Source organism: Duganella sp. BJB476, assembly GCF_003416895.1.
Classification (GTDB): Bacteria; Pseudomonadota; Gammaproteobacteria; order Burkholderiales; family Burkholderiaceae_D; genus Rugamonas.
The window spans coordinates 43,096-68,198 of sequence record NZ_QVIO01000002.1; the positions used below are offsets into that span (position 1 = coordinate 43,096).

The 25,103-nt window shown below is 61.4% G+C and carries 35 protein-coding genes, 1 tRNA gene and 1 pseudogene; 23 read left to right on the plus strand and 14 right to left on the minus strand.

Annotated features, from left to right (window positions below; genetic code table 11):
- Positions 1-83: 83 nt before the first annotated feature.
- The 10 genes from D0T21_RS09590 to D0T21_RS09630 form a co-directional block, all read right to left on the minus strand.
- A complete protein-coding gene (locus D0T21_RS09590) occupies positions 84-266 on the minus strand; it encodes a hypothetical protein (protein ID WP_116994370.1) in 183 nt (60 codons plus the stop codon).
- An 83-nt stretch (positions 267-349) separates the two neighbouring features.
- Positions 350-472, minus strand: a complete 123-nt coding sequence (locus tag D0T21_RS32720; protein ID WP_301546332.1) for a hypothetical protein — start codon at positions 470-472, stop codon at positions 350-352.
- Positions 469-762, minus strand: a complete 294-nt coding sequence (locus D0T21_RS09595) for a hypothetical protein (protein ID WP_116994418.1) — start codon at positions 760-762, stop codon at positions 469-471. Before D0T21_RS09595 ends, D0T21_RS32720 begins: the two co-directional genes overlap by 4 nt.
- A 35-nt stretch (positions 763-797) precedes the next feature.
- Positions 798-1,043 carry a hypothetical protein gene (locus tag D0T21_RS09600; RefSeq protein WP_116994371.1) on the minus strand — a complete coding sequence of 82 codons (246 nt, stop codon included), beginning with the start codon at positions 1,041-1,043 and terminating at the stop codon, positions 798-800.
- A gap of 42 nt (positions 1,044-1,085) precedes the next feature.
- A complete protein-coding gene (locus tag D0T21_RS09605; RefSeq protein WP_116994372.1) occupies positions 1,086-1,307 on the minus strand; it encodes a hypothetical protein in 222 nt (73 codons plus the stop codon).
- 77 nt (positions 1,308-1,384) lie between these two features.
- Positions 1,385-2,083 carry a phage regulatory protein/antirepressor Ant gene (locus D0T21_RS09610; protein ID WP_147328074.1) on the minus strand — a complete coding sequence of 233 codons (699 nt, stop codon included), beginning with the start codon at positions 2,081-2,083 and terminating at the stop codon, positions 1,385-1,387.
- Positions 2,084-2,143: 60 nt separating this feature from the next.
- Positions 2,144-2,323: a hypothetical protein gene (locus D0T21_RS09615; RefSeq protein ID WP_116988729.1), complete on the minus strand. Its 180-nt coding sequence runs from the start codon at positions 2,321-2,323 to the stop codon at positions 2,144-2,146.
- A gap of 49 nt (positions 2,324-2,372) precedes the next feature.
- Positions 2,373-2,678, minus strand: coding sequence for a hypothetical protein (locus D0T21_RS31645; RefSeq protein ID WP_147328075.1), 306 nt, complete (start codon positions 2,676-2,678; stop codon positions 2,373-2,375).
- 74 nt (positions 2,679-2,752) lie between these two features.
- On the minus strand, positions 2,753-3,091 hold the full coding sequence (locus D0T21_RS09625) for a hypothetical protein (RefSeq protein WP_116994375.1): 339 nt from the start codon (positions 3,089-3,091) through the stop codon (positions 2,753-2,755).
- Complete coding sequence (locus D0T21_RS09630; RefSeq protein WP_116994376.1) at positions 3,088-3,348, minus strand: helix-turn-helix transcriptional regulator; 261 nt, start codon at positions 3,346-3,348, stop codon at positions 3,088-3,090. Before D0T21_RS09630 ends, D0T21_RS09625 begins: the two co-directional genes overlap by 4 nt.
- 89 nt (positions 3,349-3,437) lie before the next feature.
- Here D0T21_RS09630 and D0T21_RS09635 point away from each other — a divergent pair, with 89 nt between their 5' ends.
- From D0T21_RS09635 to D0T21_RS09720, 20 genes and pseudogenes are all read left to right on the plus strand, one after another.
- Positions 3,438-3,938 (plus strand): helix-turn-helix transcriptional regulator, encoded by a 501-nt coding sequence (locus D0T21_RS09635; RefSeq protein ID WP_116994377.1) that lies wholly within the window; start codon positions 3,438-3,440, stop codon positions 3,936-3,938.
- 924 nt (positions 3,939-4,862) lie between these two features.
- Positions 4,863-5,729, plus strand: a complete 867-nt coding sequence (locus tag D0T21_RS31650) for a hypothetical protein (RefSeq protein WP_147328076.1) — start codon at positions 4,863-4,865, stop codon at positions 5,727-5,729.
- 192 nt (positions 5,730-5,921) lie between these two features.
- A complete protein-coding gene (locus D0T21_RS09645) occupies positions 5,922-6,647 on the plus strand; it encodes a hypothetical protein (RefSeq protein WP_116994379.1) in 726 nt (241 codons plus the stop codon).
- Between the two features lie 373 nt (positions 6,648-7,020).
- Positions 7,021-7,920 carry a hypothetical protein gene (locus D0T21_RS09650; protein ID WP_116994380.1) on the plus strand — a complete coding sequence of 300 codons (900 nt, stop codon included), beginning with the start codon at positions 7,021-7,023 and terminating at the stop codon, positions 7,918-7,920.
- Positions 7,921-7,993: 73 nt separating this feature from the next.
- A complete protein-coding gene (locus D0T21_RS32040; protein WP_158567991.1) occupies positions 7,994-8,143 on the plus strand; it encodes a hypothetical protein in 150 nt (49 codons plus the stop codon).
- Between the two features lie 130 nt (positions 8,144-8,273).
- The gene (locus tag D0T21_RS09655; RefSeq protein ID WP_116994381.1) at positions 8,274-8,543 is read left to right on the plus strand and encodes a hypothetical protein; all 270 of its coding nucleotides are present in this window, start codon (positions 8,274-8,276) and stop codon (positions 8,541-8,543) included.
- 191 nt (positions 8,544-8,734) lie between these two features.
- A pseudogene (locus tag D0T21_RS09660) lies at positions 8,735-9,619 on the plus strand (recombination-associated protein RdgC); the annotation flags it as partial.
- 411 nt (positions 9,620-10,030) lie between these two features.
- Positions 10,031-10,765, plus strand: a complete 735-nt coding sequence (locus D0T21_RS09665; protein ID WP_116994383.1) for an SUMF1/EgtB/PvdO family nonheme iron enzyme — start codon at positions 10,031-10,033, stop codon at positions 10,763-10,765.
- A gap of 74 nt (positions 10,766-10,839) precedes the next feature.
- Positions 10,840-11,694, plus strand: coding sequence for a hypothetical protein (locus tag D0T21_RS09670; protein ID WP_116994384.1), 855 nt, complete (start codon positions 10,840-10,842; stop codon positions 11,692-11,694).
- Between the two features lie 260 nt (positions 11,695-11,954).
- Positions 11,955-12,989, plus strand: a complete 1,035-nt coding sequence (locus D0T21_RS09675; protein WP_199539636.1) for an RNA-directed DNA polymerase — start codon at positions 11,955-11,957, stop codon at positions 12,987-12,989.
- Positions 12,986-13,972 carry a phage Gp37/Gp68 family protein gene (locus D0T21_RS09680; RefSeq protein WP_116994386.1) on the plus strand — a complete coding sequence of 329 codons (987 nt, stop codon included), beginning with the start codon at positions 12,986-12,988 and terminating at the stop codon, positions 13,970-13,972. Before D0T21_RS09675 ends, D0T21_RS09680 begins: the two co-directional genes overlap by 4 nt.
- Positions 13,969-14,871: a hypothetical protein gene (locus D0T21_RS09685; RefSeq protein WP_199539637.1), complete on the plus strand. Its 903-nt coding sequence runs from the start codon at positions 13,969-13,971 to the stop codon at positions 14,869-14,871. Before D0T21_RS09680 ends, D0T21_RS09685 begins: the two co-directional genes overlap by 4 nt.
- A complete protein-coding gene (locus tag D0T21_RS32725; protein WP_301546333.1) occupies positions 14,868-14,993 on the plus strand; it encodes a hypothetical protein in 126 nt (41 codons plus the stop codon). The genes D0T21_RS09685 and D0T21_RS32725 overlap by 4 nt, the downstream gene beginning before the upstream one ends.
- Positions 14,990-15,235, plus strand: coding sequence for a hypothetical protein (locus D0T21_RS09690; protein ID WP_116994387.1), 246 nt, complete (start codon positions 14,990-14,992; stop codon positions 15,233-15,235). Before D0T21_RS32725 ends, D0T21_RS09690 begins: the two co-directional genes overlap by 4 nt.
- The gene (locus tag D0T21_RS09695; RefSeq protein WP_147328077.1) at positions 15,232-16,509 is read left to right on the plus strand and encodes a hypothetical protein; all 1,278 of its coding nucleotides are present in this window, start codon (positions 15,232-15,234) and stop codon (positions 16,507-16,509) included. The genes D0T21_RS09690 and D0T21_RS09695 overlap by 4 nt, the downstream gene beginning before the upstream one ends.
- Positions 16,506-17,066: a hypothetical protein gene (locus tag D0T21_RS09700; RefSeq protein ID WP_116994389.1), complete on the plus strand. Its 561-nt coding sequence runs from the start codon at positions 16,506-16,508 to the stop codon at positions 17,064-17,066. The genes D0T21_RS09695 and D0T21_RS09700 overlap by 4 nt, the downstream gene beginning before the upstream one ends.
- Positions 17,063-17,431: a hypothetical protein gene (locus tag D0T21_RS09705; protein ID WP_116994390.1), complete on the plus strand. Its 369-nt coding sequence runs from the start codon at positions 17,063-17,065 to the stop codon at positions 17,429-17,431. The genes D0T21_RS09700 and D0T21_RS09705 overlap by 4 nt, the downstream gene beginning before the upstream one ends.
- Positions 17,428-17,670: a hypothetical protein gene (locus D0T21_RS09710; protein WP_147328078.1), complete on the plus strand. Its 243-nt coding sequence runs from the start codon at positions 17,428-17,430 to the stop codon at positions 17,668-17,670. The genes D0T21_RS09705 and D0T21_RS09710 overlap by 4 nt, the downstream gene beginning before the upstream one ends.
- Complete coding sequence (locus D0T21_RS09715) at positions 17,667-17,954, plus strand: DUF4224 domain-containing protein (protein ID WP_229211427.1); 288 nt, start codon at positions 17,667-17,669, stop codon at positions 17,952-17,954. Before D0T21_RS09710 ends, D0T21_RS09715 begins: the two co-directional genes overlap by 4 nt.
- A 3-nt stretch (positions 17,955-17,957) precedes the next feature.
- Complete coding sequence (locus D0T21_RS09720) at positions 17,958-19,067, plus strand: tyrosine-type recombinase/integrase (RefSeq protein WP_116994392.1); 1,110 nt, start codon at positions 17,958-17,960, stop codon at positions 19,065-19,067.
- Between the two features lie 110 nt (positions 19,068-19,177).
- Here D0T21_RS09720 and D0T21_RS09725 read toward each other — a convergent pair.
- A tRNA-Leu gene (locus D0T21_RS09725) sits at positions 19,178-19,262 on the minus strand.
- Positions 19,263-19,368: 106 nt separating this feature from the next.
- Here D0T21_RS09725 and D0T21_RS09730 point away from each other — a divergent pair.
- Entirely contained in the window at positions 19,369-21,021 is a 1,653-nt protein-coding gene (locus D0T21_RS09730; protein ID WP_116990027.1) for a mechanosensitive ion channel family protein, read from the plus strand.
- A 7-nt stretch (positions 21,022-21,028) separates the two neighbouring features.
- Here the strand turns inward: D0T21_RS09730 and D0T21_RS09735 are convergent, their stop codons facing one another.
- The gene (locus tag D0T21_RS09735) at positions 21,029-22,288 is read right to left on the minus strand and encodes a voltage-gated chloride channel family protein (RefSeq protein WP_116990026.1); all 1,260 of its coding nucleotides are present in this window, start codon (positions 22,286-22,288) and stop codon (positions 21,029-21,031) included.
- An 86-nt stretch (positions 22,289-22,374) separates the two neighbouring features.
- Here D0T21_RS09735 and D0T21_RS09740 point away from each other — a divergent pair, with 86 nt between their 5' ends.
- Positions 22,375-22,626 (plus strand): hypothetical protein, encoded by a 252-nt coding sequence (locus D0T21_RS09740; protein ID WP_116990025.1) that lies wholly within the window; start codon positions 22,375-22,377, stop codon positions 22,624-22,626.
- 8 nt (positions 22,627-22,634) lie between these two features.
- Here the strand turns inward: D0T21_RS09740 and D0T21_RS09745 are convergent, their stop codons facing one another.
- Together D0T21_RS09745 and D0T21_RS09750 are read right to left on the minus strand one after the other, a co-directional pair.
- Positions 22,635-22,874 carry a DUF6566 family protein gene (locus tag D0T21_RS09745; protein WP_008447763.1) on the minus strand — a complete coding sequence of 80 codons (240 nt, stop codon included), beginning with the start codon at positions 22,872-22,874 and terminating at the stop codon, positions 22,635-22,637.
- Positions 22,875-22,953: 79 nt separating this feature from the next.
- Positions 22,954-24,393 carry a M20/M25/M40 family metallo-hydrolase gene (locus tag D0T21_RS09750; protein WP_116990024.1) on the minus strand — a complete coding sequence of 480 codons (1,440 nt, stop codon included), beginning with the start codon at positions 24,391-24,393 and terminating at the stop codon, positions 22,954-22,956.
- Positions 24,394-24,528: 135 nt separating this feature from the next.
- Between D0T21_RS09750 and D0T21_RS09755 the strand changes: the two genes are divergently transcribed.
- Complete coding sequence (locus D0T21_RS09755; protein WP_116990023.1) at positions 24,529-25,059, plus strand: GNAT family N-acetyltransferase; 531 nt, start codon at positions 24,529-24,531, stop codon at positions 25,057-25,059.
- Positions 25,060-25,103 lie beyond the last annotated feature (44 nt).

Sequence of the window (25,103 nt, forward strand, 5' to 3'; positions counted from 1 at the left end):
CTGGACGGTCATTGGGCGGCGCCCGAGTTCGGCAACCAGGTTGATCATCGCCTCGACGCGATGCTGGGATCGGAGTGGGAGCCTCATGGCTGCCCTACTTTCTCCGCCAACTCGTCGACGGCGGCGCGCAGCTTCTGTTCGCTGTGACGGTGCTCGGTAAGGGCCTGGTCCTTGGCTGCCGGCGCGGCTGTGATCTTCTTGTCAGTGACGCGCCAGTCCTTGGCATCCTCGACAACCTTCGTGTTCTGGTAGGTGGTGGTCGTCATGGGTTCACCGCCGAGATTTTTCGTTGTGCTATCATTGCGTCCTCTGTAGTTGTTTTGCCAAGCCGGCCTGCACGCCGGCTTTTCTATTTCTGCTTCTGTTCTTCGCGGTATTGCGCCAGCATGGCCTCGTAGTGCTGCCGCTGACGTACATGGCCGGGATCGACTGGCAGTGGCTCGTCGTCGTGCTTGGGCTGCTGCTGAGTCATGCCGCCGCTTCGCCTTGGCGCAGTTGGGCCTTTGGACGGCCCTGGGCATCCGACATGCGGTACTTGGTGCGGCGGTCGCCCATCAAATCGCGCAGGTCACGGATGCTCATGCCGGTCACTTCGTGCATGCGGATCAACAGCGAGGCGCCGACCGGCAAACGGTGGTGGCGGATCTTGCTGATGACCGGCGGCGCTACCTCCAGCAGGCGCGACAGGGCCGCATCGTTCTTCAGTTGCATCTTGCCGAGCAGGATGTCGAGCAGGTGGTTCGGGTTGTAGTTCAATTGCATGTAAAGCTCCTTGGTTATGCCGCGGCGCGGCTTTTCTATTTGCGCCACCGGGCTTGCAGCCCGGCGCGCTCGATAATTTCCCGCACGCCCACGCCGAAAATGATGTGAATTAGCAGGATCAAATTCGCTGACAGCGCCAATTTCTCATTGCGCAGCTTGCTCATGTAGGCACCGTCTTTGTTCAACAACCGACCGAGTTCCGCATCGCTCTCAAGCTCCCTCTCTGTGAGCAAGAAGTCGAGCAACTTGGCGACGGTGCCGCGTTCGGTTGCTGGTGTCATGGCGGTGCACCAGCGTTCGCTTCGTTTTCCATCGTGTCTCCGTCAGGTGAATTTCCGGCAGGCGTTGTCCAACCGGCGCTTGATGTTGTAGGCGGCACGCAGCGCGGCGCGGTAGGCGGCGAACTCTGTCGCGGTCTCGATCTGCAGCTCATCCCAGCCCGGCCCACCAACCGGGGTGTGGTCGCCGCCCTCGTATTCCCGGATGGCCTCGTGGTACTGGTGTTTGGCCGCATTGGCGGCGTTGACGGCACGGTGATGCGTCATCGCCAATTCGCCGATATTGGCCAGCGCTATCAGGCACGCAACGTTCGGCGACGATGTCGCGCTATCTGTTCGAGCATTCACGATTCAGCATCCCCGGTCTTGGCGTAACGGCGTACCAGGAATATCTGGCCGGCGCCCGTCACCATAGTTGTGAATGTGGGGCGCGATATGCCCTTGCTGTCCGTGTACGGGTTTCCCTCGACCACGGAGAAATAGCCTTTGTCGATGTACTTTTGGAATGGCATGCGGCTGCCATTAATGAGAATCTTGTCCTCCCGCAGACGGGCGAATAATTTGGTTCGCCCGATGCCGATCATCTTCCCGACCCTGTCGATGTGGCAGAGGCCATCAATGGCGCGAATCGTTTCGGCAAAGAGGACTTTCGGCGCGTCAATGGCGATCTTTGCGGTCAGCGCCTGGCGCGCGTCGACCTGGTCCGCCCAGGCGCGGGCGGCGGCGGCCGGGTTCGTGAAGTCGGGCAGCACCGGGGCGGCGACGCTCTGCTCCAACTCGCGCCAGCGGGCAATGACCTTACGACGCAGCACGGCGCTGTAGCCGGTCAGCAGCGTGTCCGTCAGCTCGCGGTCAAGCAGATATTCAGTCTGCTTGCGGTTCATGCAGTCCAGATAGATACCTTGAAACGTCAAGACATCTTCCCCGAGTTCGCTGAGCATTTTCCGTATGTCGATGGCGACATTGAAATGAGCCTTGCCAGTCAAGTCCGCAATCTCGCGACTGGTCATCAGCAGTCCACCCGGCGGTACAGTCATTTCCATCGCATCCCCTTGGTAAATTCAATTAAGTCAAGTCGCTTCGCCAATCTGCCCTTGGCGCCGTCATGGCGGCAGCCGCCGCACCGCTTTGTCCAGCTCGCGACCGGTGCGGTACTCCTCGCGCTGGGCCTGGCTTTTCTCTTCTGTCGTTCTGGCATCACGCCGGCGATCCCGCGCGCCAACGTGCGCCTTCGCGTAATGCACCACGGCGTCTTTCGCGCCTTGCTCTTTCTGGTCCTGCATCACCTCTCCTTATTGATGGCCTGGAATTTCGCTGCGCAACCGAAAGCCTTCAAAGCAATCGCTTCGGCGTTCGAGAGCCGAAAGCACTCCGGCCCGGCAGTGCAACGCGGCGGTGGTGTTGGCGTACACTGGTGATGCCCAGCCAGGCCCTGCTGGCGATCGGCGCATCCCGACAAGGTAGGGATTCCATCGGCAGCTTGTTGGCCGTAAGATTCGACTCAATGGCTTGCAGCATCGAGAAGCGGGCAAAGACAGCGCGGGCGAGGCCGGACGCGATGCAATGGGCGTCGATGCGGGATTTCTCAGCATCGCTGAGCGGCACTTCCAGGCAGTTGTGGCGGACGTTCGTTTTCATGGTATGGCTCCTGTGATTCGGACTACGAGGTTTGGGTAGGTGTGGTACGGGTGATGCAAATTCGGTGAGCGCCGTCAGCCCGGCAGGCCGCTGTGCTCAGCTCCAGGCATGCCGCCGACGAATGAGCGGAACAGCCGGTTGTTGGTCTTGCGCTCTTCGGCAAACGCCTGGCGGTCGGCGCGAATCTCGCAGATCAGATTGCGCACTTCGGCGATCAGTTCGCCATGGCCTGGCAGCGGCGCAAGCTCAGCGGCGACCAACTCGCTTACCACCGGCGCCGGGCCGCGCACCAGGTCGGCGAACGCGACAAGCACGGTTGCCGCGGCATCGGCGACAGCAGCAGGATCAGCGTTGTCGGTATCGAGGTTGAACGCGACAAGCAGTGCGGCGCTCAAGTTGGCGTGGTTGCTCATGCGACTTCCTTCGCAGGTTTGCGCGGAGTCACGGCGGCGCGCTGAGGATTGGGGTTTGATGGTTTCGCCCGTTCGGAGCACGAAATGCGGTGCAGCTCCGTGATTGCGCGGAGCGTGCTGCCCTTGCAATCGTCCTGGCCATTCAGGATGCGATTGACGGTCGGCTGGGACGTGCCAAGCTCCTCAGCGATTTTCACTTCGCTCCAGCCGGTGGCGTCCTTGATCTCCGTGAGGAGTGTCGAAATTTTCTTGTCCATGAACGCACTCTATACGCGAATGGATAGACAGTCAATACCCGAACGAATAGAAAGTATGAATAACCTATACACGAGCGGATAATTTCGACATGACTATTGCGACAAGACTTGACGAGGCGATGCAGGCAGCGAGAATTACATCGCAGTCCGCCTTGGCGCGCGCGTCAGGCGTGCCGCAGCCAACGATCAATCGAATACTGAAAGGTCCGGGCAAAAAAGGGCCGGAGACGGCGACAATTGCCAAGCTGGCTGCAGCCTGCAACGTCACGTTTGAATGGTTACATGAGGGGATTGGCCAGATTAGCCGGGCGCCTACGTCATCCAGCGTTAGACAGCCCGAGGCGCCATATCAACAGCACCCTGTGCAAACAGCCGAGAGCTATTCCCTGACCTTGGAAAAGCTGGTGATGATTAATGCGATCAGCGAGCGGGAAGCCGCTATCTTACGAAAATTCCGCATTACGACGGATAACGGAAAGAACATGATCGAGGGCACCGCGCTCGGTGCGCCCAAGCCGCACCTCGCGGCTGTTGTCGACGACAAGGTGCAAGACCACCCTCCGGGGGCAGGCAACAGCAACGGCCTGTAGAACCGGCAAGACTTCGACCTGGCATTCGTCGGCCATCGCGCGGTATGCCGTCATGGCTCTTTCAAAATCTGTCATTGTCGGCAATTCAAGTATTCGAAGAGCAACAATACGCTCAAACTGCGGCGCGCAAACTAACCAATTGTCACGCGCTTACTATTTATTTCAGTAATAGTTGATCTGCATGGTTTGGGCGGATCAAGGATTTCACACTTAGGTATCTTGGTCGCCTAGTGGTGACACGATTTTTAAGCCGGCCCGTGGCGGCCGCGGGTTCTTCTTTGCCACGTCCTCCATCATGGTCACCATCGCGGCCAAGGCCTCGTCATTCATCTGCTGTAGCGCAGCTCGCGCCCTTTGTTCATCCGAATGTCTCGGATCATTGCATGACATCTTGATGCTCCTTGTGATTGTTGAGGTCATTTCAATATACGCGGAATGTAACACTAATGCACAGTGGGAATTACTATTGCTCGTAAATATCAGTGGGCATCTTCCTATCGCAAAGCTGACTCCTCTCCCTGAGTCATACAATTGTTAAATATTATGGATGGCATTGGACGAAAGAGAGTGATGTCATTTGACATCAAAAACAACACTTTCTGAAAGAGTCGCGCAATCATCGCGCGATGAGAATATCAAAGCCGCCACAAAAAACGAAACCCATCACAATCCGGCTTCCCCTGGAACTCTACGCCCAACTTGAAATCGACGCCGCGGCGCAGGCCTGGTCGGTCAACTCCGAGATCAATTACCGCCTTCGCGCTGGCCCAATCCTAGAGCAGTTGCGTAACCTCACCGGCGAAGTATCACAGCTCAAAGCCTTGGTCGAGAGGCTTCAAAACCCAGAGTGAGACAATTCGATAGATTTCCAGTTGTCAATTTTTATATAATTTAGGAACTTCTAACGTTCTGCGAACATTCCAAATGCCTAAATTGTTGCCGGCCTTTATTGCACTTATCGTTGCCGCAGCGTCACCTGCTTTCGGCCAAACAAACAGTGCGAAGACGGCGTTGAAGCGAAGTGCGCCGGCAACTTCCAATCCAGTGAAGTTGCCATCCACCGATACTCTGGCCAAGTATTCCAAAGAACCTTTTGACCTGGAGGATAAAGCCCTTGCGCCCGGTTACGCGGGGCATAGTTGCAGGGAAATCGTTCGGAAACTGAAGCCGTCCAATCCTCAGAAAGATGAGTTCGAAAGTAGCGCCGCCTACGCTGGGCGAGTTGCCCATTTGGCTGACGACATAATTTATGGCAACATCACCGGACAAAGTGTTGTTGCTTTTGCTGCTGAAAGGCCTTTGATATCGCTCACCTACAATGCAGATACCGAGGACGCAAGGGTGAATTTTCTGACCATAGGAAGTCTTTCGACTAAGGTTGGTGGATCATATGTTAGGTCAGCGCTTATCGAATCACAATCCACAGACAACAGCGAATATGTCGGGGAGAACAGCTATGGGAAAAAAGTTGCTGTCCGCAGGACTAGTTACAACGCTTGTGCTGTTGCCTTCGCCAATGTCGATTCGATCACAAGAAGGGTAGCCCTCCCAACAAGCTTCAGCTTCAAGGTTCCGGCGATCTACGCAAGAACGCTGAAGGATAGTATTGGGGTGCTATACGTCGGCCCAATTAAGCAACCATTCTTGGTTCATTATGGCGAATACATGAAGCCAACAATTGATAGCCCGACTGAGCTAATTTACTCAGGAGATGCGATTGTGATTCACCTATCAAAGATAGTGCTTTATGACACCACTACCGGAAGAATTCTGGACACTACGGAATTTTAGTCGACCGTCTTTAGCCCTATCCCCAATTCCCAGCCCGCAAACGCGGGCTTTTTTTACGCCGGTAATTAGGGAGCAACTAGGTCTCACAGCCCTCGCAAAAAATTATCCACATCTATCCATTCGCGTATTGACTTATCTATCCGTTCGCGTATAGTTCACTTCATCGACACACCAACCACGATGGAGAACACGATGAACGCAGTAGTCCAAGACCCCGCAGCATCGATCGAACAAAAGCTTTTCGTCACCGTACCGGCCGTCACCTTCCCAGACGGCAGCATCGAGTCATCGTTCCAGGTGGCGACCTACCTGACCAGCAAGGGCGAAGACGGCGCGGCCACGATTTCCGCCAGCACCGCGCCATGGGTCAAGATCAACTACCACGACGCCGTGGCGGCCGCCGCCGGCGCCGGCCTGGCGCTGATCACTGAACGCCAGTACCTGGCTCTGGCCATCGACATCGCCAGCGTGGCCGTAAACTGGACAGGCGGCGCCGTCCACGAAGGCAACCTGAAGCAAGGCCTGCGCAATGGCGACTTCGACGAAGCGCAAGCAGGCGACGTCGTGCCCGATGATGCAGACGAAGACCGCTGGTTCACCCTGTCGAACGGCGAGCGCATCTGCGACGTCGCCGGCAATGCCTACAGTTGGGTCTTCGACAACGTACAGGGCGACGAAAAGGGCTTGATTAAGGATGAGTTTCAGGCCGACTCGCTGTCGATTGCGGCAGCGCCCTTCCCTTCGATGAAGCGTGGCATGGGCTGGCGACCTTCGGCCGGCGACGGTTGGTCTGGCAATGCGCTCATCCGTGGCGGCTACTGGCTCGACGGCGGCGTCGCCGGCGTGTTCCTTCTCGGCTACGCGCACCCGCGCGACTCGTACGGCGACGTCGGCTTCCGCTGCACCAAACCCGCATAGGTCTCTGGCCCCCGGTGCCAGGTCATAGGCCACCGCAGAGCGGCGGCCACGCTAAACCAAAGTCGAGGAGAACGAAATGTCCGCAGCTGAAATCAGAGCCCTGTCCGCCACTGCAGCAGCAGCTGGTGACGTTGTTCCGCTGTTCGATTTCTCGACCGTGGCCATTCCGGCTTCGCTCGGCTGATCTGGAGGCAGCTATGTACTACGCCATCACCATCATGTACTTCATCGGATTCGTCTTCATCGGTTACGAAATCTGGAAGTCGTCGCGCCTGCCGGTAATCAATTGATCGCCGCCGATATCCGCCCACTGCCCGCCTCGAGCGGGCCTTTCCAGTACCACAGCACCCCACAACCGAACCCGGAGCCTCAAATGCCCAAAGCATCCGCAGCACTGACCATCACCGAAGAGCGCACGTTCAGCGCGCAGCTGGGCGGCCGCACCGTCGCTGGCCTGGCTGTCGCCGACGCATGGCGCGGCTTCACCATGTACGCGAACGCCGCCGGCGCGCATCTGATCGTTCTGGACGCCGAGCAACGCGTGGTCACCGGCACGCCGGCGCTGCTGTCGACGCTGGGTCTGCTGTCCAACGAGCATTTCGTGCTGATCCCGAAAACGACGCTGCCGGGCGGCTTGGTGGTGGAAGCGTTCTGGTACGCCCGCTACCCAGCCAGCAAAGATGCCGTCGGCAAGCTGGTCCACGACATCAGCTCAAAGCCATGGGTCAACGTGAATTTCGAACAGGCCGGCACCGCCGCCGTAGAAGCCGGTATGCAGGTCGCCCGCGAAACGCAAGAGCTGGCCGTCCGCCACCTGATCTGCCTGCAGCCGGAAAACTGGACCAGCGGCAATGTCGGCGAAGGCACCGTGTATCAGGGCCTGCGCCGTGGCACCGTGAGCAGCGCCCAGGCCGCCGACCACAAGGCCAACGACGACGAGCGCAACTGGCATGTGCTGCCGGGCGGGGAGCGTGTCTACGGTGTAGCCGGGAACATCTACACCTGGACGCATGACGACGTGCAGGGCGACGAGCGCGGCCTGGTCGCAGGCCGCATGAAGTCAGATTCAATCTCGCTGACCACCGCGCCGTACGCATCGAAAGAAAAGGGCATGGGCTACCGCACTGATGGCGATTGCGACTGGTCTGGCCGTGCGCTCATCCGTGGCGGCTACTGGGACGGCGGCGACCGCGCCGGCGTGTTCTATCTCGGCTACTCGGTCCCGCGCGACTCGCTCGACTTCGTCGGCTTCCGCTGCACCAAACCCGCGTAGGTCTCTGGCCCCGGGTCACAGGGCACAAGCCACCGCGCAGCGGCGGCGCCCTTCCCTCTCTTTGGAGAAGTTCATGACGCAAACGACGCACCCCACCAAGCAACAAGTCCGTGACCTGATGGCGCAGCACCGCGCGGCCGGTACACCGCCGCTGTCGCCGGAGCAGTTCCGCCAGCAACTTGGCTGGAACCTGCTGCGCAACAACCACGCGGTGGCAGCGTGATCGCGCGCTTCCTCTTCGGCGATCCCTGCTGCTGGACTAGCCGCCACCCTCGCCTGATGATCGGCGCCGTCTGCCTGCTGGTGCTGCTGTCACAGTGGCTGGTCGACATCGCAATACCGCCGGTGATGCCATGAGCGCCATTGAACGCAACCTGATGACGATGCTGCTGGAAGCTGACAACCCGACGCTGGCCGAAAAGGCACTCTGGCGTGTCGTCAGCCTGTTTTACGAAAACGACCGCATGAGCAGCCATGAACTGCGCACCTTCGCGATCATCCTCGAAGGCCTGGGCATGTCACCAGCGCAGATCCGCGCTGAGATTGAAGGCGCCATCCAGCGTAAGCGCGACCGACTCACCCTGATGCGCGCAGAAAAAGGAGATGAGCATGCGATTTCGTGAATGGTTGACCGTCGCCGCAATGCTGTTGTTCGTCGGCCTAAGCTACGCCTACATGGCCCATGCAGATACCGAAAGCGCTTGCCGCGATGCGCAGGCTCCGCCTTGACACAAAACAAAAATGAAATGCACTCCAGAATGCCGATTTCAAATGAATTTCTCAAAGCGCCGCGGCGCGGTTATTGATAGGACAGATGATGTTTAGAAATTTACAAATTTACCGCCTGCCCGGCTTCCTGGCATCAGCTGAGTCCCTCAACCGCATGCTTGCGCAAGCCGCGTTCGCGCCGGCTGCCAGCAACGAACTACTGCGCGAGGGCTGGGCGCCGCCGCGCGCCGACGGCGACCTGGTGCACGTCGTCAACGGCCAGTTCCTGCTGAAGCTGACGACCGAATCCAAGGTGCTGCCGGCGGCAGTCATCAACCAGGTGACGAAAGCGCGCGCCGCCGAGATGGAAGAGGCACAAGGCTTCTGCCCTGGCAAGAAGGCCTACAAGGAGTTGCGCGAGCGGGTCGCCGACGAGTTGCTGCCGCGTGCGTTCTCAACGCGCGACAGCACCTGGGTCTGGATCGATCCGAAGAACGCCTGGCTGGTGGTCGACGCCGCCGGCGCCGGAAAGGCCGATACCGCGATCAAGCTGCTACTGAAGACGATCGACAAGTTTCCGGTCGAGAGCCTGCGCGTTCAGCGCTCGCCGGTGGGCGTGATGACCGACTGGCTGCAATCGGATGAGGCGCCAGCCGGCTTCACGGTCGACATGGACGCCACCCTGCAGGCGACCGGCGAGAGCAAGGCGCAGGTGCAGTGGAAGCGCCACACGCTGAACGCCGAGGAACTGGGCCGCCACATCGCCGCCGGCAAACAGTGCATCCGCCTGGCCATGACGTGGGACAGCAAGATCAGCTTCGTGCTGGACCAGGGCTTGGCCGTCAAGTCGTTGAAGTTGCTCGACGTACTGAAGGAGAAGGATTATGCCAAGGACGACGCCGAGCGCTTCGATGGCGACTTCGCCTTGTTCGCCGGCGAGACGGCCAAGCTGCTGGCCGACCTAGTCCATGCGCTGGGCGGCGCGGCGACGATGTCCGATCCGGGCGAGCAGAAGTCGACTCCGGCTACCCGCAGCCAGAAAAAGCTCGAACGCGCCGTCGGCCTCAGCGCCGAACTATACAAGGTCCGCGCCCTGCACCGTGAAGTGCTGAATGAACTCTACACGCAGAGCGTGCAGCCCTACATCGTGCACGTGCACGAGCGCATGGCAGCCACCGGCGAAAGCGCGGTCAAGGCAGCACTGGAACTGGCGAAGGCGCGGCCGGCTGGATCCACTGCCAGCCAGATGCTTCTGGTGGCCGCCGTCGAGATTCTGGAGCCGAGCGAGAAGCCTGCCGCTGGCGACGAGCCGGTGCGCGCACAGCGCACCGTGAACGGTCAAGGCCTAGGCACCTCCCAACCCGCATAACCGAATTTATTGCAGTACCAACCGAGGAGAATCATGAATACAGCAACTTCTGCAGAAACCACCGCCCTGGCCAGCGCCGTTGCGGCCCTGTTCGCCACCGTACCCGCCGTAACCTTTCCTGACGGCAGCGTTGAGCCATCGTTTCAGGTGGCTACCTACCTGACCAGCAAAGGCGAAGACGGCACGCCGACGATTTCCGCCAGCGCCGCGCCGTGGGTCGAGATCAACTACCACGACGCCGTGGCGGCAGCCGCAGGCGCTGGCCTGACGCTGATCACCGAGCGCCAGTATCTGGCCCTGGCTATCGACATCGCCAGTGTGGCGGCGAACTGGACCGGCGGCGCCGTCGGAGAAGGCGACCTGAAGCAAGGCTTGCGCAATGGCGACTTCGACGAAGCTCAGGCCGGCGACGTCATACCCGAGTCCACTGACGAAGACCGCTGGTTCACCCTGTCGAACGGCGAGCGCATCTGCGATGCCGCCGGCAACGCCTACAGCTGGGTCTTCGACAACGTGCAGGGAGACGCCCAAGGGCTGATAGCTGGCGAGTTCCAGGCCGACTCACTGTCGATCACCACCGCGCCATTCCCGTCCCTGGAGCGCGGCATGGGCTGGCGCCCGCGCGGCGGAGCCGCTTGGTCTGGCTTTGCGCTCGTCCGTGGCGGCTACTGGTTCGACGGCGACGTCGCCGGCGTGTTCCGTCTCCGCTGCACGCGCCCGCGCGACTCGGACGACTTCGTCGGCTTCCGCTGCACCAAACCCGTATAGGCCTCTGGTCACGGGTTCCCGGTCCCCGGTCACTGCGAAGCGGTGACCGTGTCTCCCAAACAACGAGATAAATAATGAAAAAAGTTGAATCACAAGTTCCGACTGCTGGCGAGCGCGCCGAGTTCTCGCTCACGGCGTTCCGCGGCATCGAGGTCGGGCTGGGCACGGCCGACCCGATGGCCGACGTCTCTGCCAAAATCGAAGCGAAGCACCCCGGACACCTGGTGCTGGTGCAGGCCGGTCGCTTCTTACACGGCTACGACCGGACCGCGCACGCGCTCAACACGCTGAAGAATTACCAGCTGCAGCTGGTCAACACCAGCGGCGCGCCGCATCTGCGGGTCGGCTTCCCCGCAGGGAACTTCAAGCAGCGCCTGTGGAGCATGGTGCGCGAGTTCCAGATTCCGTACGTGGTCTACCTCGGCAACCGGACGGATGGCTACACCCTGTACGTTTCCGACCAGGCCGGCGCCAACACGTCGGTGCTGCTGTCGGTTTCTGAAAAGATAGTGCATCAGGTCATTGCCGATCTGGTCGCGCGCGGCGAGGTCAACCAGGCCGCCACCAAGGAGTTGTTGACCAATCCGGACAGCTCAGGCTTCAAGCTCAAGACCCAGGCGCAAGAACTGGACACCCACCTGCTGCAGGACGTCATCAAGATGCCTCGCGACCTGCGCGCCACGTTCGGCGAGAATCTGCGCGCGTGCATGGCGCGCGTGATGCGCAATGTGTTCGCCTACGGGCAGGCCTTCGACAAGACCGGCGTCCTGCATGCGCTGTCCGCCGATATTGACCTGCTCAAGTTCTACCTCACCCAGGCTCCACGTTTAAGCAAGCTCAAATTCGCGTTCGATCATCGCGCTGGCTTAGCCGTTGAGCTTGGGCGGCTGGTCGGCGGCCTGCTTCGCGCCGGAAGGGCTGCATCATGATCAACGAAGGGGGTGGTCTGGAAGGTCTGGCAATGCGCTCATCCGTGGCGGCTACTGGAACGACGGCGACAACGCCGGCGTGTTCAATCTCAGCTACACGAACCCGCGCAACTCGAACGACAACGTCGGCTTCCGCTGACCCAAAAATCACACGCTTACACGTCGAGCATGCTCACGGAAAGCATATCTTTGGTCGATCAGCTCCTGGGGCAATCCCGAAAGCACGGCGCGAAGCCAAACCGGAAACCGTTGCAGGGCCCATGGGTGCTGCAACGGGATGCGGCCGCGCGCCGGCGCCGTTCCACGGCATGACGTCGCTATCCAGCCTCTTCGGCTACTGGACCAGCGCGAAGAAGAACAAATCGGCCAGCCTGCGAGTGCAGCGCTTCGGCAACGACCCGCTGCGCCACCTGTTGGCGATTCAGGCCCGGCTGCGCGCCCGCGCCTTCGAGTTCGGGCCGTACAAGACCTTCGTCGTGCGCGAGAAGAAACACCGCCATGTGGTCGACGCTCCGATGAAGGACCGCGTTGTGCACTGGCTGCTCTACGAGTACCTGCTGCCGATCTGGCAACCGCGCTTCATCGCTGACACCTTCGGCAATCTTCCCGGGCGCGGCACGCATGCGGCCGTGCGCCGCCTGGCCGAGTTCGCGCGCGGCGCCAGTTCGAAGTGGGTGCTGCAGCTCGACATCAGCAAATACTTCTACAGCGTGAATCACTCGCTGCTCAAGGGGATGATCCTGCGCTACATCGGCGACCAGGACGTCCGCGCCCTGCTCGTCAACCTGGTCGATTCCTTCCGCACTGGCGATGAGTACGACGGCCTGTTCGCGGCCGACACCATGTACCGCCGCACTGCCGCCAAGGGCATGCCCATCGGTTCGCTGACGTCGCAGCTGTTCGCGAACATATTCCTCTGCGCCTTCGACCACTGGGTGAAACAGACCCTCCGCGTCAAAGCCTACCTGCGCTACGTAGATGATCTCACCTTTATGGCCGAGACGAAGGAGGAACTGCTGGCGATCAGCGCGGCCGTCGTCGAGTACCTCGCCGCCATGGGCCTGACCATTCACCCGTTCAAGGTCCGCCTGGCGCCGGCCGCCGCCGGCATCCCATATCTGGGCTACGTGGTCTGGCCGAACCACGTCTCGGTCGGCGCGTACGGACGGCGCCGATATCACCAACGTCTCCGCCAGCATGAGGTCGGCGGGCGCGACCGAACCGAGGCACTGATGTCCTATAAAGCACTGCTCAGCCACACAGGCATCACCATTAAACCGAGGGTCGCAGCATGAGCGAGAACACCAAGATCGAATGGGCGGACCATACGTTTAACCCATGGGAAGGCTGCCAAAAGGTCGGCCCAGGCTGCGACCACTGCTACGCCGAGGCGCGCAACGCGCGCTTCGCCGGCGGCAAGTCCGTCAACTGGGGCCCGGGCGCGCAGCGCCGCCGCACCAGCGCTGCGAACTGGAAGAAGCCGATCGCCTGGAATGCAGCAGCCACCGACTTTATGGTCGCACATGGTCGTCGCCAACGCGTGTTCTGCGCCAGCCTGGCTGACGTGTTCGACAACGCAGTCGACCCACAGTGGCGCGTTGACTTGCTCGAGCTTATCGCAAAGACGCCGCACCTCGACTGGCTCTTGCTGACGAAGCGCATCGGCAATGCGCACGCCATGCTGGATGCGGCGTTAGAAGTGATGTCGCACGGCTTGACCGAGTGGGCTGAAGTTCCATGGCCGAACGTCTGGATCGGCGTCACCGTCGTCAACCAGGAGGAAACCGACCGCGACATACCGAAACTGCTCGCAGTGCCGGCGGCGCGCCGCTTCCTGAGCATGGAGCCGCTGCTCGGCCCGGTCGACTTCTATCAGTCCTCCGCCACCTGGAGCGCGGCTGGCTACATGCCGTGGAGGAACCGCCCTATTCTCGGCGGTATCGACTGGGTGATCGTCGGCGGCGAGAGTGGCGCCGGTGCACGGCCGATGCATCCCGACTGGGTGCGCGACTTGCTCGACCAGTGCGAAGCGGCAGGTACACCGTTCCTGTTCAAGCAATGGGGCGAATGGGCGCCGGGCGAATGCGCGACGAATACGCTCGACATGCGCACCGTGCAGGTGGCCGACTGGTTCGTCGATGACTGGAAATTTGACGCCATACCGGGAAGTAGCGAGTTCCACATCGATGATGAGCCGACGCTGTACCGGGCCGGCAAGCGCGCTGCCGGCCGTCTGTTGGACGGCGTCGAGCACAACGGTTTCCCGGAGGCCTCATGACCTGGGGCCACGACCAGCTGCAGGAGGACCTTGCCGCCCACCTACGCGGAAGCCGTGATCGAATCGTCTGGACGAACATGCAGCTCGGTCCATCAGGATCGCCGCGCCCAGATGTTTTCACGGTACCGAAGAGCTATAGCAAGTTCCGGCCGATAGCCTACGAATGCAAGATCAGCACCGCTGACTTTCGCCGCGATGTCACCAGCGGAAAGTGGCAGAGCTACCTGAAGTACGCATCCGGCGTGATCTTTGCGGCGCCGGCTGGGCTGATCAAGAAGGAGGACGTGCCGAATGGCTGCGGCCTAATCGTGCGCCACGATGAGGTCTGGCGCACTTTGAAGGGGCCGACACTACGCGCATTCGAGTCGCTGCCACATGAGGCGTGGATGAAGCTGATGATCGATGGGCTGGACCGCCAGAACCGGGAGCCGCAGCCGCGCAGTGCCTCGCCATGGCAGGCGGAAGCAGCGATCAGGAAGAAGTATGGCGACAAGATCGGTGGTGCCCTGCGTGACCTTAATGACGCGGAGCTTCGGCTTCAGATGGAACTGGTGAAGACTACGCAAACGACCGAGCAGCTGCGCGAGGCAGAACGTGAGCGGGCGAAGCATGCACGCCAGGTTATCGAGCGGGAGCTGGCCGAGGCGCGAACGGCAAAGCATGAGATCTGCCAGTTGCTTGGTTTGCCAGACGATGCTGCGGCATACCTGATATCTCGCGCCGCCACCGAAATAGTGGATCGCCTTAACGTGGATGAAGAGCTGAAGCGAGTGCGGCGCTCCCTGGAGTTGGCACAGCGAGCACTGGCGGATGGACTGAAACCACTTCCGGCACTCAGCGCTGGCGTGCCGCAACAACAGGCGTGCCTAATCGGCACCGATGACCCGGAGGCCCTATGAATTTGGACCAAGACCTGCAAGCCCCAATGCTCAGCAATGACGATGCCCGCCGGCGCGCGTTCCAGCTGATCGCCCTGCTCTACGGCCTGGCTGCGCTGGCAAACCTCTGGTGGTTGCTGTGAGTGCCCGCGACCCGCTTCCGGTCGAGACGCCAGCCGAAGCCGAATACCGGCAGGCGCGGCTGTTGCTGAAAGCGCAGGAGTTCGCCCACCCGGTGATCTGGCGCGGCATGCCCTACTTCATCCAGTCGTTCCGGCGCGATGAAGACCCTACCAGCAGCGCCTTGGTCACAAGCGTTTATTTGAAAGGCCGTACGGACCTAGTCCCGGCCGAGGAACTAACTTTGCAGGAGTTGCCAAAATGAATGATATTAATAAATTGGATGCGCCAGCACCTGCTGTATCAGTGGTTATGGTGGATGCTGAAGCTGATCTTCAACGCGTGTACGACATTTTCAGCATCGGGAAGGATGCGCGCAGCATCGGTGTTCTGCTGACCAACGTCCGCAACTGCATGCATTTCTTTGAACTGCTGACCGCCATCGAGCGCGAGTTCTTCATGGTGCACGGCGAGCCAGATGAAGACTACCCAGACGAGGAGCCGCAAGACGAATGCTTGGTCAATAGCTGGGGATCGACGGAAAGGGAATATATCGACCAGTTCCGCGCTGCTTTGGCAGCGAAGTCCGATGCGCGCTACCGCGATGGCTTTGGCGACGGCGCAAAGTTGGTCGAGGAGATCACCGCCGAGCGCGACGCTGCCCGCAATCAACTCGTCCAGCACGCAGCCAGCGTAGAGGCGGTGCCTGAGCCATTCAATCATTACGGCTTGAGCACTGAGCAGTTGCAGCAGTTGTTGGACGGCGGCCTGAAGCCCGAAGAGATATCGGGCGCCGACGATGTGCAACATGACCGCGTGCATGAACTGGTCTGGTGGTTTGCGCGCCTCACGCAAGGCAATGCCAATTCGAAATGGGCAGTGCGACATGCCTGTGAACTGGCGTACTTTATCGCCGCCAATGGTATCAACCGGAATATCGACCTGAAGGCAATCAGGGATGCGGCTTTCAAGGAGGGCGTCAACATCACGCCGGAAGAGCGCGGCACACTGGAGCGCATCGGCTTTACCGTACCTCCCGCTGCCGCTAAGGTAGCGCAGGGATTCCCGGAGCGCGACCTGACAAAGCCAGCCGAACAGCAAGGCATGTTTCGCAAGTTCGATGTACGGCGGGTGGATGGTAGCGATGCGCCCGGCGGTAAGCACCACGGTTGCCGCTACTTCGTGCTGGACATGGATCACGACATGCATGCAGGGCCCGCACTGGCAGCTTATGCCGAATCTTGCAGGGCAAGCCATCACGCGCTGTCGGATGAGATGATCGCAGAATTTGGTAGTCAGGTAGCGCAGGACAACGGGCGCGATGCGGCGCTGGGTAAGTTTCTCAAAGCACTTGAACAAATGGATTTCCATCAGTTTGCTATGCACCGAAATCCATGTTGGCGCATTGACGAGGACGGCCGTTTCTGTGGGCGAGACAAGGCATGGGCCGGACATCAGTCCGGATGGAAGTATGTATCGCTGAAAGATGCTATCGCCGTCATGGCCGCGCAGCAGGGCGAGAAAGGCGGTGCCCTGTGATTATCGACGACATCATGACCGACAAGATCACGCTACATGGCCTGGGCTTCGTGCAGGTGCAGCTGCCAGGAAATCAGCGCATCCACGTCTGGCACCCTGACCTTCCGCGCCGGAGTTGCTTCGAGCACTCGGCAATCCACAATCACCGGTTCGGCTTCCGGTCCATCGTGCTGGTCGGCGAGCAGATCAACATCCCGGTCGAAGTCATCCCGAACGAAGCAGGCTCACACATACTCTACCTGCACGAGGGCGCGCGCACGGCGAACGGCGGGCGGCCATGGGTTCCAGACGGCAGGGTCGACCTGGTAGAGCACGTCCCTGATTCCATCATGGCTGGGCGGCATTACCACGTGCGGCCGTACGATTACCATAGGACCGCCGCCGGCGGTAATGGTCAGGTTGCCACGCTGCTGACGAAAATACATGCAGGCTACTACGGCGCGCATTCCAGCTGCGCGGTGGATGTAGAGCCCGATGCAGACTTTGACCGCTTCCAGTGGGCGCCAAGTCGCCTGTGGGAAGTGGTCAGCGCAGTCCTGACCGGAGGTGTCGCATGAGCTCGGACAACGTAATCCATGCCTTCAAGCCAGCTGAACTGCCGGCGCAGACGCTGACCATCGAGAAGCCGCCAGCAGGAAAAAAGATGTACTGCCAGCACGGAGGGCTCCGAATTGACCCGCATGAGCGCAGCATCGCTTGCGCGGAATGCGGCCAAGTGCTCGACCCATTCGATTATTTGCTTACCAACGCGGCTACCATTAACCGCGCATGGCAGGACCATGGCTACGTGAAGCGCGAGATCAGCGACATTCAGGACCGCATCACCGAGCTGAAGAAGGAAGAGAAGCGCCTAAAGGCGCAGATCAAGCGAAGCGCCGACAAGATCACCGTCGTCGACGTACGTGGGAAAGGCTTGCTATGAGTGACGTGATGTTCTATGGCGTGCTGCGCATGCCTTACGACCTGGCAATGGGTGACGAGATCAGCCGGCTGCAGTTCTATCAAGTGATTCAACAGGCGGCGGATCGCGTGGAGCGCGCCGACGCACTGCGTACCGCCGTGGCAGCCTTCATCAAAGCCAAGGGTCGCTACCACACCGAGCAGGGCTACAAGGCGCTGGTTGAGGCGTTTGATGCCGGCACCGGGGAGACGCCGCCATGATGACCAACGAGACCGAGTACGACATCGTCGCCGAACTGGCGCGCAAAGTTGAGCGCCTGGAGTCGGCGCCAAGCACGTTCCTGACGCCGGAAGAAATCTCAGTGCTGTCGGGGCGCAAGAGTAAATCGCGGCAGATTGAAGCCCTGCGCGCAATGGGCGTACCATTCTTCATCAACGGCATCGGCCACGCTGTCGTGGCACGGTCGGCCGTCGAGGGTGGGAAATCCTTGGCGCCGGCAGCACCGAAGGCGAAATGGGTGCCGAAAGTTTTGCAAAAAGGATAGAAAATGGGCCGCAGCCCGACCACCAATAAACAACTGCCGAAAGGCATGCGCGCGCGCCGCCGGCCGAGCGGTGTCCACTACTACATGGACACCGGTGGCCGGCCGCGAGTCGAAGTTCCGCTCGGGAAGGATTACGTGCTCGCCGTGCAGGAATGGGCGCGCCGGACGTCGATGACAGCGCCGGCCGGCGCGCGAATCACGTTCAAGCACGTGGCCGACAAATACATGCGCGACGTGCTGCCGACGAAGGCACCCGGCACGCAGCGCAAGAATCTGGGCGAGCTGGCCAACCTGCTAAAGTTCTTCGGGGAGCCGCCGGTAGAACTCAACGAAATCGAGCCGGTGAACGTCAGGCAATATCTAGACTGGCGCTGGAAATCGTCGATCGAGCAGAAGGCGGCGGACAATGCCGAACGTTTGCGCTTGGGGCGCGCGGAAGTGGAGGTCACTGGCAAGGAAGGGCAGGTGCCGGCCAACCGCGAGAAGGCGCTGTTTTCACACATCTGGAACTATGCGCGCAACGCCGGCCTGACCACCCTGCCCAACCCGTGCGCCGGCATTCGTGGCTTCCGCGAGCTGGGGCGCGACGCCTACACCGATGACGCAGTCTACGACGCGGTGTGGTGGGTTGCTGACCAGGGCTTGCAAGATGCGATGGATATCGCCTACCTCTCAGCTCAAAGAAAGGCCGACGTGCTGAAGTTCGACCGAACTGACTTGAAGGATGATCAGCTGACCGTGGTGCAGAACAAAACGGGGAAGCGGTTGCGCGTCTCAGTCGAGGGGCAACTGGCGGCCGTTGTCGAACGCATCAATCGCAGGAAGGTGACCGGCCTCGCCTTGGTTTGCAATGAGAAAGGTGAGCGGATGACAGAATTCATGCTGCGCGGGGCATTTGACCGGGCCCGTGAAGCTGCAGCGACGGCCCGACCTGAGCTGGCAGAGGCTATTCGCGCCTTCCAGTTCCGCGATCTACGGGCCAAGGCGGCGACGGACAAGGAGGAGCGCTCCGGCATGATCGCAGCGCAAGACCAGCTCGGCCATACCACCACGACGATGACCGCGCACTACGTGCGCAACAGACGCGGTAAGCTCGTCAAGCCGACAAAATAGCGCTTGAGCAACCGGCCGACTGGTGTATTTTTGCGGAACTGTGGGCCGTTTGCGGAACTGGCCAGTCGGCAATGTGAGCAGGCGCTAACCGTGTAGCCCTGTGTTTATGATGGTGCTCCGAGCCGGAATCGAACCGGCACGCCCTGCGGCGGGAGATTTTAAGTCTCCAGTGTCTACCAATTTCACCATCGGAGCGACAGAGCCCGTGATTATGCCACGAACCGGGCATAACTGCCATACCGGCAACTGTCAGATCCGATAACATGGCATCATTGCTAATATCTACGTCCCAAGGATAGCCATGACCGTTTTACGCCGCCTGCTCGTTGCGACGCTGCTGCTGATGCTCCACTGCTTCGCAACCGCCGCCGACATCCTCCCCGCCCCGCAACCAGGCACCCCGGCCACAGCGCCAGCCCCGGCCAAACTGGTCTTCGCCAACCGCACCATCTTCGTCTTCCGCTCCGTGCTGACCGGCTACCCGCCGGAGGAACGCGCCGACGGCGCGCGCAAGCGCCTGGACGCCGCGCTGGCCCGCAATGGCGCCCAGCAGCCCGGCACCCGCCCGATCGCCGAAGGCACGCAGGTGATGCTGGACGGCGCCCTGCTGTTCCTGGTCACGCCGGCCGACATCAACCCGCTGGCCGGCGACACCACCGACAGCGTCGCCAGCGAAAGCGCGGCAACCCTCGGCAAGGCCCTGCTGGAACGCCGCGAACAAGCCAGCCCGCGCTACCTGCTCATCGCAGCGGCCCTGTGCGCTGCAGCGACGCTTGCATACGCCCTGATACTGCACGGCTTGCGGCTGATGCACCGCTGGGTGGGCAAGCGTTCGACCCAGGCCATCAGCCGCCGCCTCGGCCAGGTCAAACTCAAGAACGTGCGCATCCTCGACGCCGAGCACTATGTGGCTTTCATGCGCCAACTGGTCAACCTGCTGATCTGGGGCCTGCGCTTGATGGCGACCTATCTGTGGCTGGCCTTCGTGATGGGTAAAATCCCCTACTCGCGCAGCTGGGGCGAGCGCCTGCAGGACTATCTGATCGACGTCGCCACCAGCGTCGCCCAAGGCATCATCGAAGCGCTGCCTGGCCTGGTGCTGGTGGCCGTCATCGCCGCCATCGCGCGACTGGTGATGCTGACCGCAGGCTCGGTGTTCCAGCGCGTGGAAAGCGGCGAGCTGCAAATGGCCTGGCTCGATCGCGACACCGCCACGCCCACGCGCCGCATCCTGAACGTGGTGATCTGGCTGTTCGCGCTGGCGATGGCCTACCCTTACCTACCCGGCGCGCACACGGCGGCGTTCCAGGGCGTGTCGGTGCTGGTGGGTTTGATGGTGTCGATCGGCGCTTCCAGCATCGTCGGCCAAGGCGCCAGCGGCTTGATCCTGATGTACGCGCGCTCACTGCGCAAAGGCGAATACGTGCGCATCGGCGAGTCGGAAGGCACGGTGGTCGAACTGGGCATGTTCGAAACGCGCCTGCGCACCGGCCTGGGTGAAGAGATCACCATGCCCAACGCCTGGGTGCTGTCCAACACCACCAAGAACTATTCGCGCGCGCACGCCGGCACCGGCTTTGTGCTCGACACCACCGTCACCATCGGCTACGACACGCCATGGCGCCAGGTGCACGCGATGCTGGAACTGGCGGCCGCCAGGATAGAGGACATCGCCGCCACGCCCAAGCCCTACGTGATGCAGATCGGGCTATCGGATTTTTATCCGGAGTACCGGCTGGTGGCCTACGCGACAGTGGAAACGCCGCGCCGCCGCGCCGACGTCCTGAATCAACTGCACCAGCAGATCATGGACGTGTTCAATGAATACGGCGTGGCGATCACGTCGCCGCACTTCACTCAGGAGCCGGCCACGCCGCACGTGATCCCGAAAGAGAACTGGCATCCGGCGCCGGCCGTCGCGCCTATCGACCTGGCACAGGACCAGCCGCAGTAGGCAGGATCTAGGCTGGTGGTTCGCGATCGCGCGCCACCGGCGGCAGGCGGTGCTTGAGGGTGCCGACCTTTTGCGCGCGGTAGATGCCGGTGTGGCCGGAGAACAGATACGCCACCACGCATGCCAACGCCGCATAAGGCCCGATCTGCGGACCGAATAATTCGATCGCCATGATGGTCGACGCCAGCGGGGTGTTGGCCGCGCCCGCGAACACCGCGACGAAACCTATCCCGGCCAGCATGGCGAACGGCAGATGCAGCAGCGGCGCCAGCGCGTTGCCCAGCGTCGCGCCGATGTAGAACAGCGGCGTGACTTCGCCGCCTTTGAATCCGCTACCCAACGAAGCCACCGTGAACGCGAACTTGCCGAAGAAATCCCAAGGCGCCAGCGGCTGCTGGAACGCTTCGACCATCACCGGAATGCCCAAGCCGATGTAGCGCGTGCCAACCACCCACACCGCCAGCGCCACCAGCGCGCCGCCGATCAGGGGACGCAGCGGCCCATACGCCACATGGCGCTTCATGAAGGCCGATGCGGCGTGCGTGGATTTGGCGAACAACATGCCGGTCAAGCCGAATACGATGCCGGCCACCAGCACGGCGGCCATGCTCCAGAAGCCGATCGCCACCACACCGCTCATCGCGTAGTGGGTGTGATGCACGCCCCAGGCCGTGCCCACCTGGTCGGCGACGATGGCGGCCACCATGCAGGGGAAGATGGCGTCGTAGCGCAGGCGGCCGATGGCCAGCACTTCCAGTCCGAAGATGGCGCCGGCCAGCGGTGTGCCGAACACGGAAGCGAAACCGGCGCTGATGCCGGCCATGAGCAGGATGCGGCGTTCCGCGTGGCGCAGGCGGAACACGTGGGTGAGCTGGTCGGCCAGCGTGCCGCCCATCTGCACGGCCGTGCCTTCGCGGCCGACCGAGGCGCCGAACAAATGCGAGATCACGGTGCCGATCAACACCAGCGGCGCCATACGCAGCGGGACGACCTTCTTGGGATCGTGGATTTCGTCGATCAGCAGGTTGTTACCCGCTTCGACGCTGCTGCCCAGTTTGAGGTACACCCAGCCGACCGCGAAGCCGGCCAGCGGCAACAGCCAGATGATCCAGACGTGCGCTTCGCGCCAGGCGGTGGCGCGGTCCAGCGCGAACAGGAAGAAGGCCGAAGCGGTGCCGCTCAGCAGCGCGATCAGGCCAGCGATGGCGGTCCATTTACCGATATACGGCAACAGGGCGATTTGTTCTGGGTAGCGGCGTAATTTCATCTGACTTGCATACTAGCAAATTCGCCAGATGGCGGCAATCAGACTCCAGAATGGAACCAAATCCAAACCCAACAGGTCCAATACCTATGGAAGAGCGCATCGCAAAACTTGAGGCCATATCCGGGAAACTGGATACGCAAGGAAATCAGATAGCCGACTTACGGCAATACATAGACCTGCGATTCACAGAAGTAAATCGACGCTTTCAGGAACAAAGCGAACAGATCAAGGAACTCCGGTCAGAATTCCGCATCGTGACCCGCTGGATCATCGGTACTCAGGTCACCATTGCACTATTTATGCTTGGCTTGGCCGCCAAGATTCTTCTGCAACCTTGAACACCGGCTCAGGCCAGCCGCACCAACGGATTGGCGATGATGTTGTCGATCTGGCGGATCGCCTCGTCGCAGGCGGCGGCGATGGCTTCGTCCTCGGTGTCGCGCATGAACTGCATGGTGGCGCCTTCGAACACTTCCACCCCGTCCGCGCCGGCGCGCTCGATGTCGCAGCTGGCGGTCCAGCGGCGGTCGGTGGTCGGCAACGCGGTCGGCACGATCTCCCAGCCCTTGTAGTGAATCTTGTCCATGACGCTCTCCTCGATAAGCAAACAGACTATCACGAAGCGCCGGGCGCGCCGCGCACGGATGCGCTGCGCGCCTGCCTGATCAGTCCTCGCTGTCCTGGTGCGCGGTGCGGCCGATCGGCTGCTCCATATTCGCCAGGAACCAGCTCAGCGAGGTCATCACCGCCACATGGCGCTTCAACTCCAGCGGGCTGACCTTGTCCAGCGTGTCGGCCGGCGTGTGGTGGTAGTTGAAGTAGGCCGACGAATCGACCATCGGCTCGAACACCGGCACGCCGGCGCGCTCCATCGGGCCGGTGTCGGCCGCGCCGGCGATGTCGCGGCGCTCGAACTGGCCGGCGCCGATCGGCGCCAACGCATCCTTCAGCGGCGCGAAGTACTTCACCATCGGCGCGGTCACGCTGCCGATGAAGCCGAACGGACGGCCACCGCCACTATCCGACTCGATGGCGGCAAACTGTTTATCCAGTTTGTCCTTGTTCGCGTCGAAGTAAGCCTTGCCGCCACGGGTGCCGTTTTCCTCGTTCATCCACGCGATCACGCGGATGGTGCGGCGCGGGTGCAGGTCCAGCTTCTTCAGCGTCTCGATCACGCCCATCGCGCCGGCTACGCCGGTGCCGTCGTCGTTGGCGCCGGTGGCCAGGTCCCACGAATCGAGGTGGCCGGAGACGACCACCACTTCATCGGCCTTGTCGCTGCCCGGCCAGTCGGCGATGACGTTGAAGCTGTCGGCGTCGGGCAGGTTTTGCGGGGTCAGCGTCAGGTGCATCTTGACCGGGCCGCGCGCCAGCAGGCGATCCAGCAACAGCACGTCCTCGGTGGTGATGGCGGCGGCGGGAATGCGCGCGCCGTCGACCAGGCCGGTCACGCCGGTATGCGGAATGCGGAAGTTGGCGCCGCCGACCGAGCGCACCAGCGCCGCCGCCGCGCCCAGCTCCGCCGCCATTTTCGGACCGACATAGCGGAAGCCCGCGCCCGGGCCGTAGGCCGCGCCGGCGTGGCCGCGATCGGCCAGTTCCTGGTCGAACGGCACGTCCATCAGCACGATGCTGCCCTTTACCTGGGCCGCCTTGGCCTTCAATTCCTCCAGGCTGCGCACCACCAGCACCGGCGCGGTCAGGCCGGCGGCGGGCGTGGCGCCCGAACCGCCCAGCGCCGTCAGCACGACTTTTTGCGTGATGCCGGCCGGACGGCCGTTGTAGTCGACCAATTCCGCCGTCTCCACGCCGCGCACCCAATGCGGCACCTTGACCGGTTGCAGCGTGACCTTCGCGCCCAGCTTGCGCATGGCGGCCGCCACCTGCTCCACCGACGCCGCGGCGCCCGCGGATCCGGACAGGCGCGGTCCAATCAGGTCGGTCAGATCGGCCAGGCGCTCGTAGGCCCAGTCGCTCTTCATCGCGCTATCGCGGATCTGGGCCAGCGTGGCCGGATCGTTGGCTGGAGCGGCAATGGCGCCAACGCTCAACAAGCAGCTGGCAAGGACGGTCAGGGACAACGGGGACTTGAAGACGGATTTCATGCGTTTCCTATGGATGTGGGTGTGAGTTGCAAGAACGATCTAAACGATAACCTATCGTGGAGCTCTTGTCATCAATGTTGATTTGTTATGGCCGTTGCACTACCATGAACCTTCAACCATGCGAAGAAAGCGCCTATGCTCAAGGGTTCACTCTGCACCGTGCGCCACCTGCTGACCGCCGACCTGAACACCTTCATCGCGCTGGTCAACGACCTGCCGTCGCGCGGCGACCACTTCTCCGCCCACTTCAAGTCGCCGGAGACGATGCGCAAGGAGTTCGTGCAAAACGGTTTCGTCAGCGACGACAGCGAGCTGTTTGTCATCGAGGACAGCCTGCACCACATCGTCGGCGTCATCACGCATTTCAAAAGCCGCACGCCGGTCACGCGCGAAATCGGCTACCGCCTGTTCGACCCCAAGCTGGCCGGACGCGGTTACGTGACCGAGGCATGCCGAATGCTGGTCGATTACCTGTTCAAGGTCCACCAGTTCCACCGCCTGGAGCTGCTGACCGCGCCGGAGAACGTGGCCTCGATCCGCGTGGCGCAAAAATGCGGCTTCAGCGCCGAAGGCACGCTGCGCCAGAGCTTTTTCATCAATGGCCGCTACCAGGATGTGCAGGTTTTCAGCCTGCTGCGCCCCGAATGGGAGGCTCTCCGGGGCTAAATGTTACAAGCCATTACCGGATTGGCCAGTTTGTAAGCATGTGT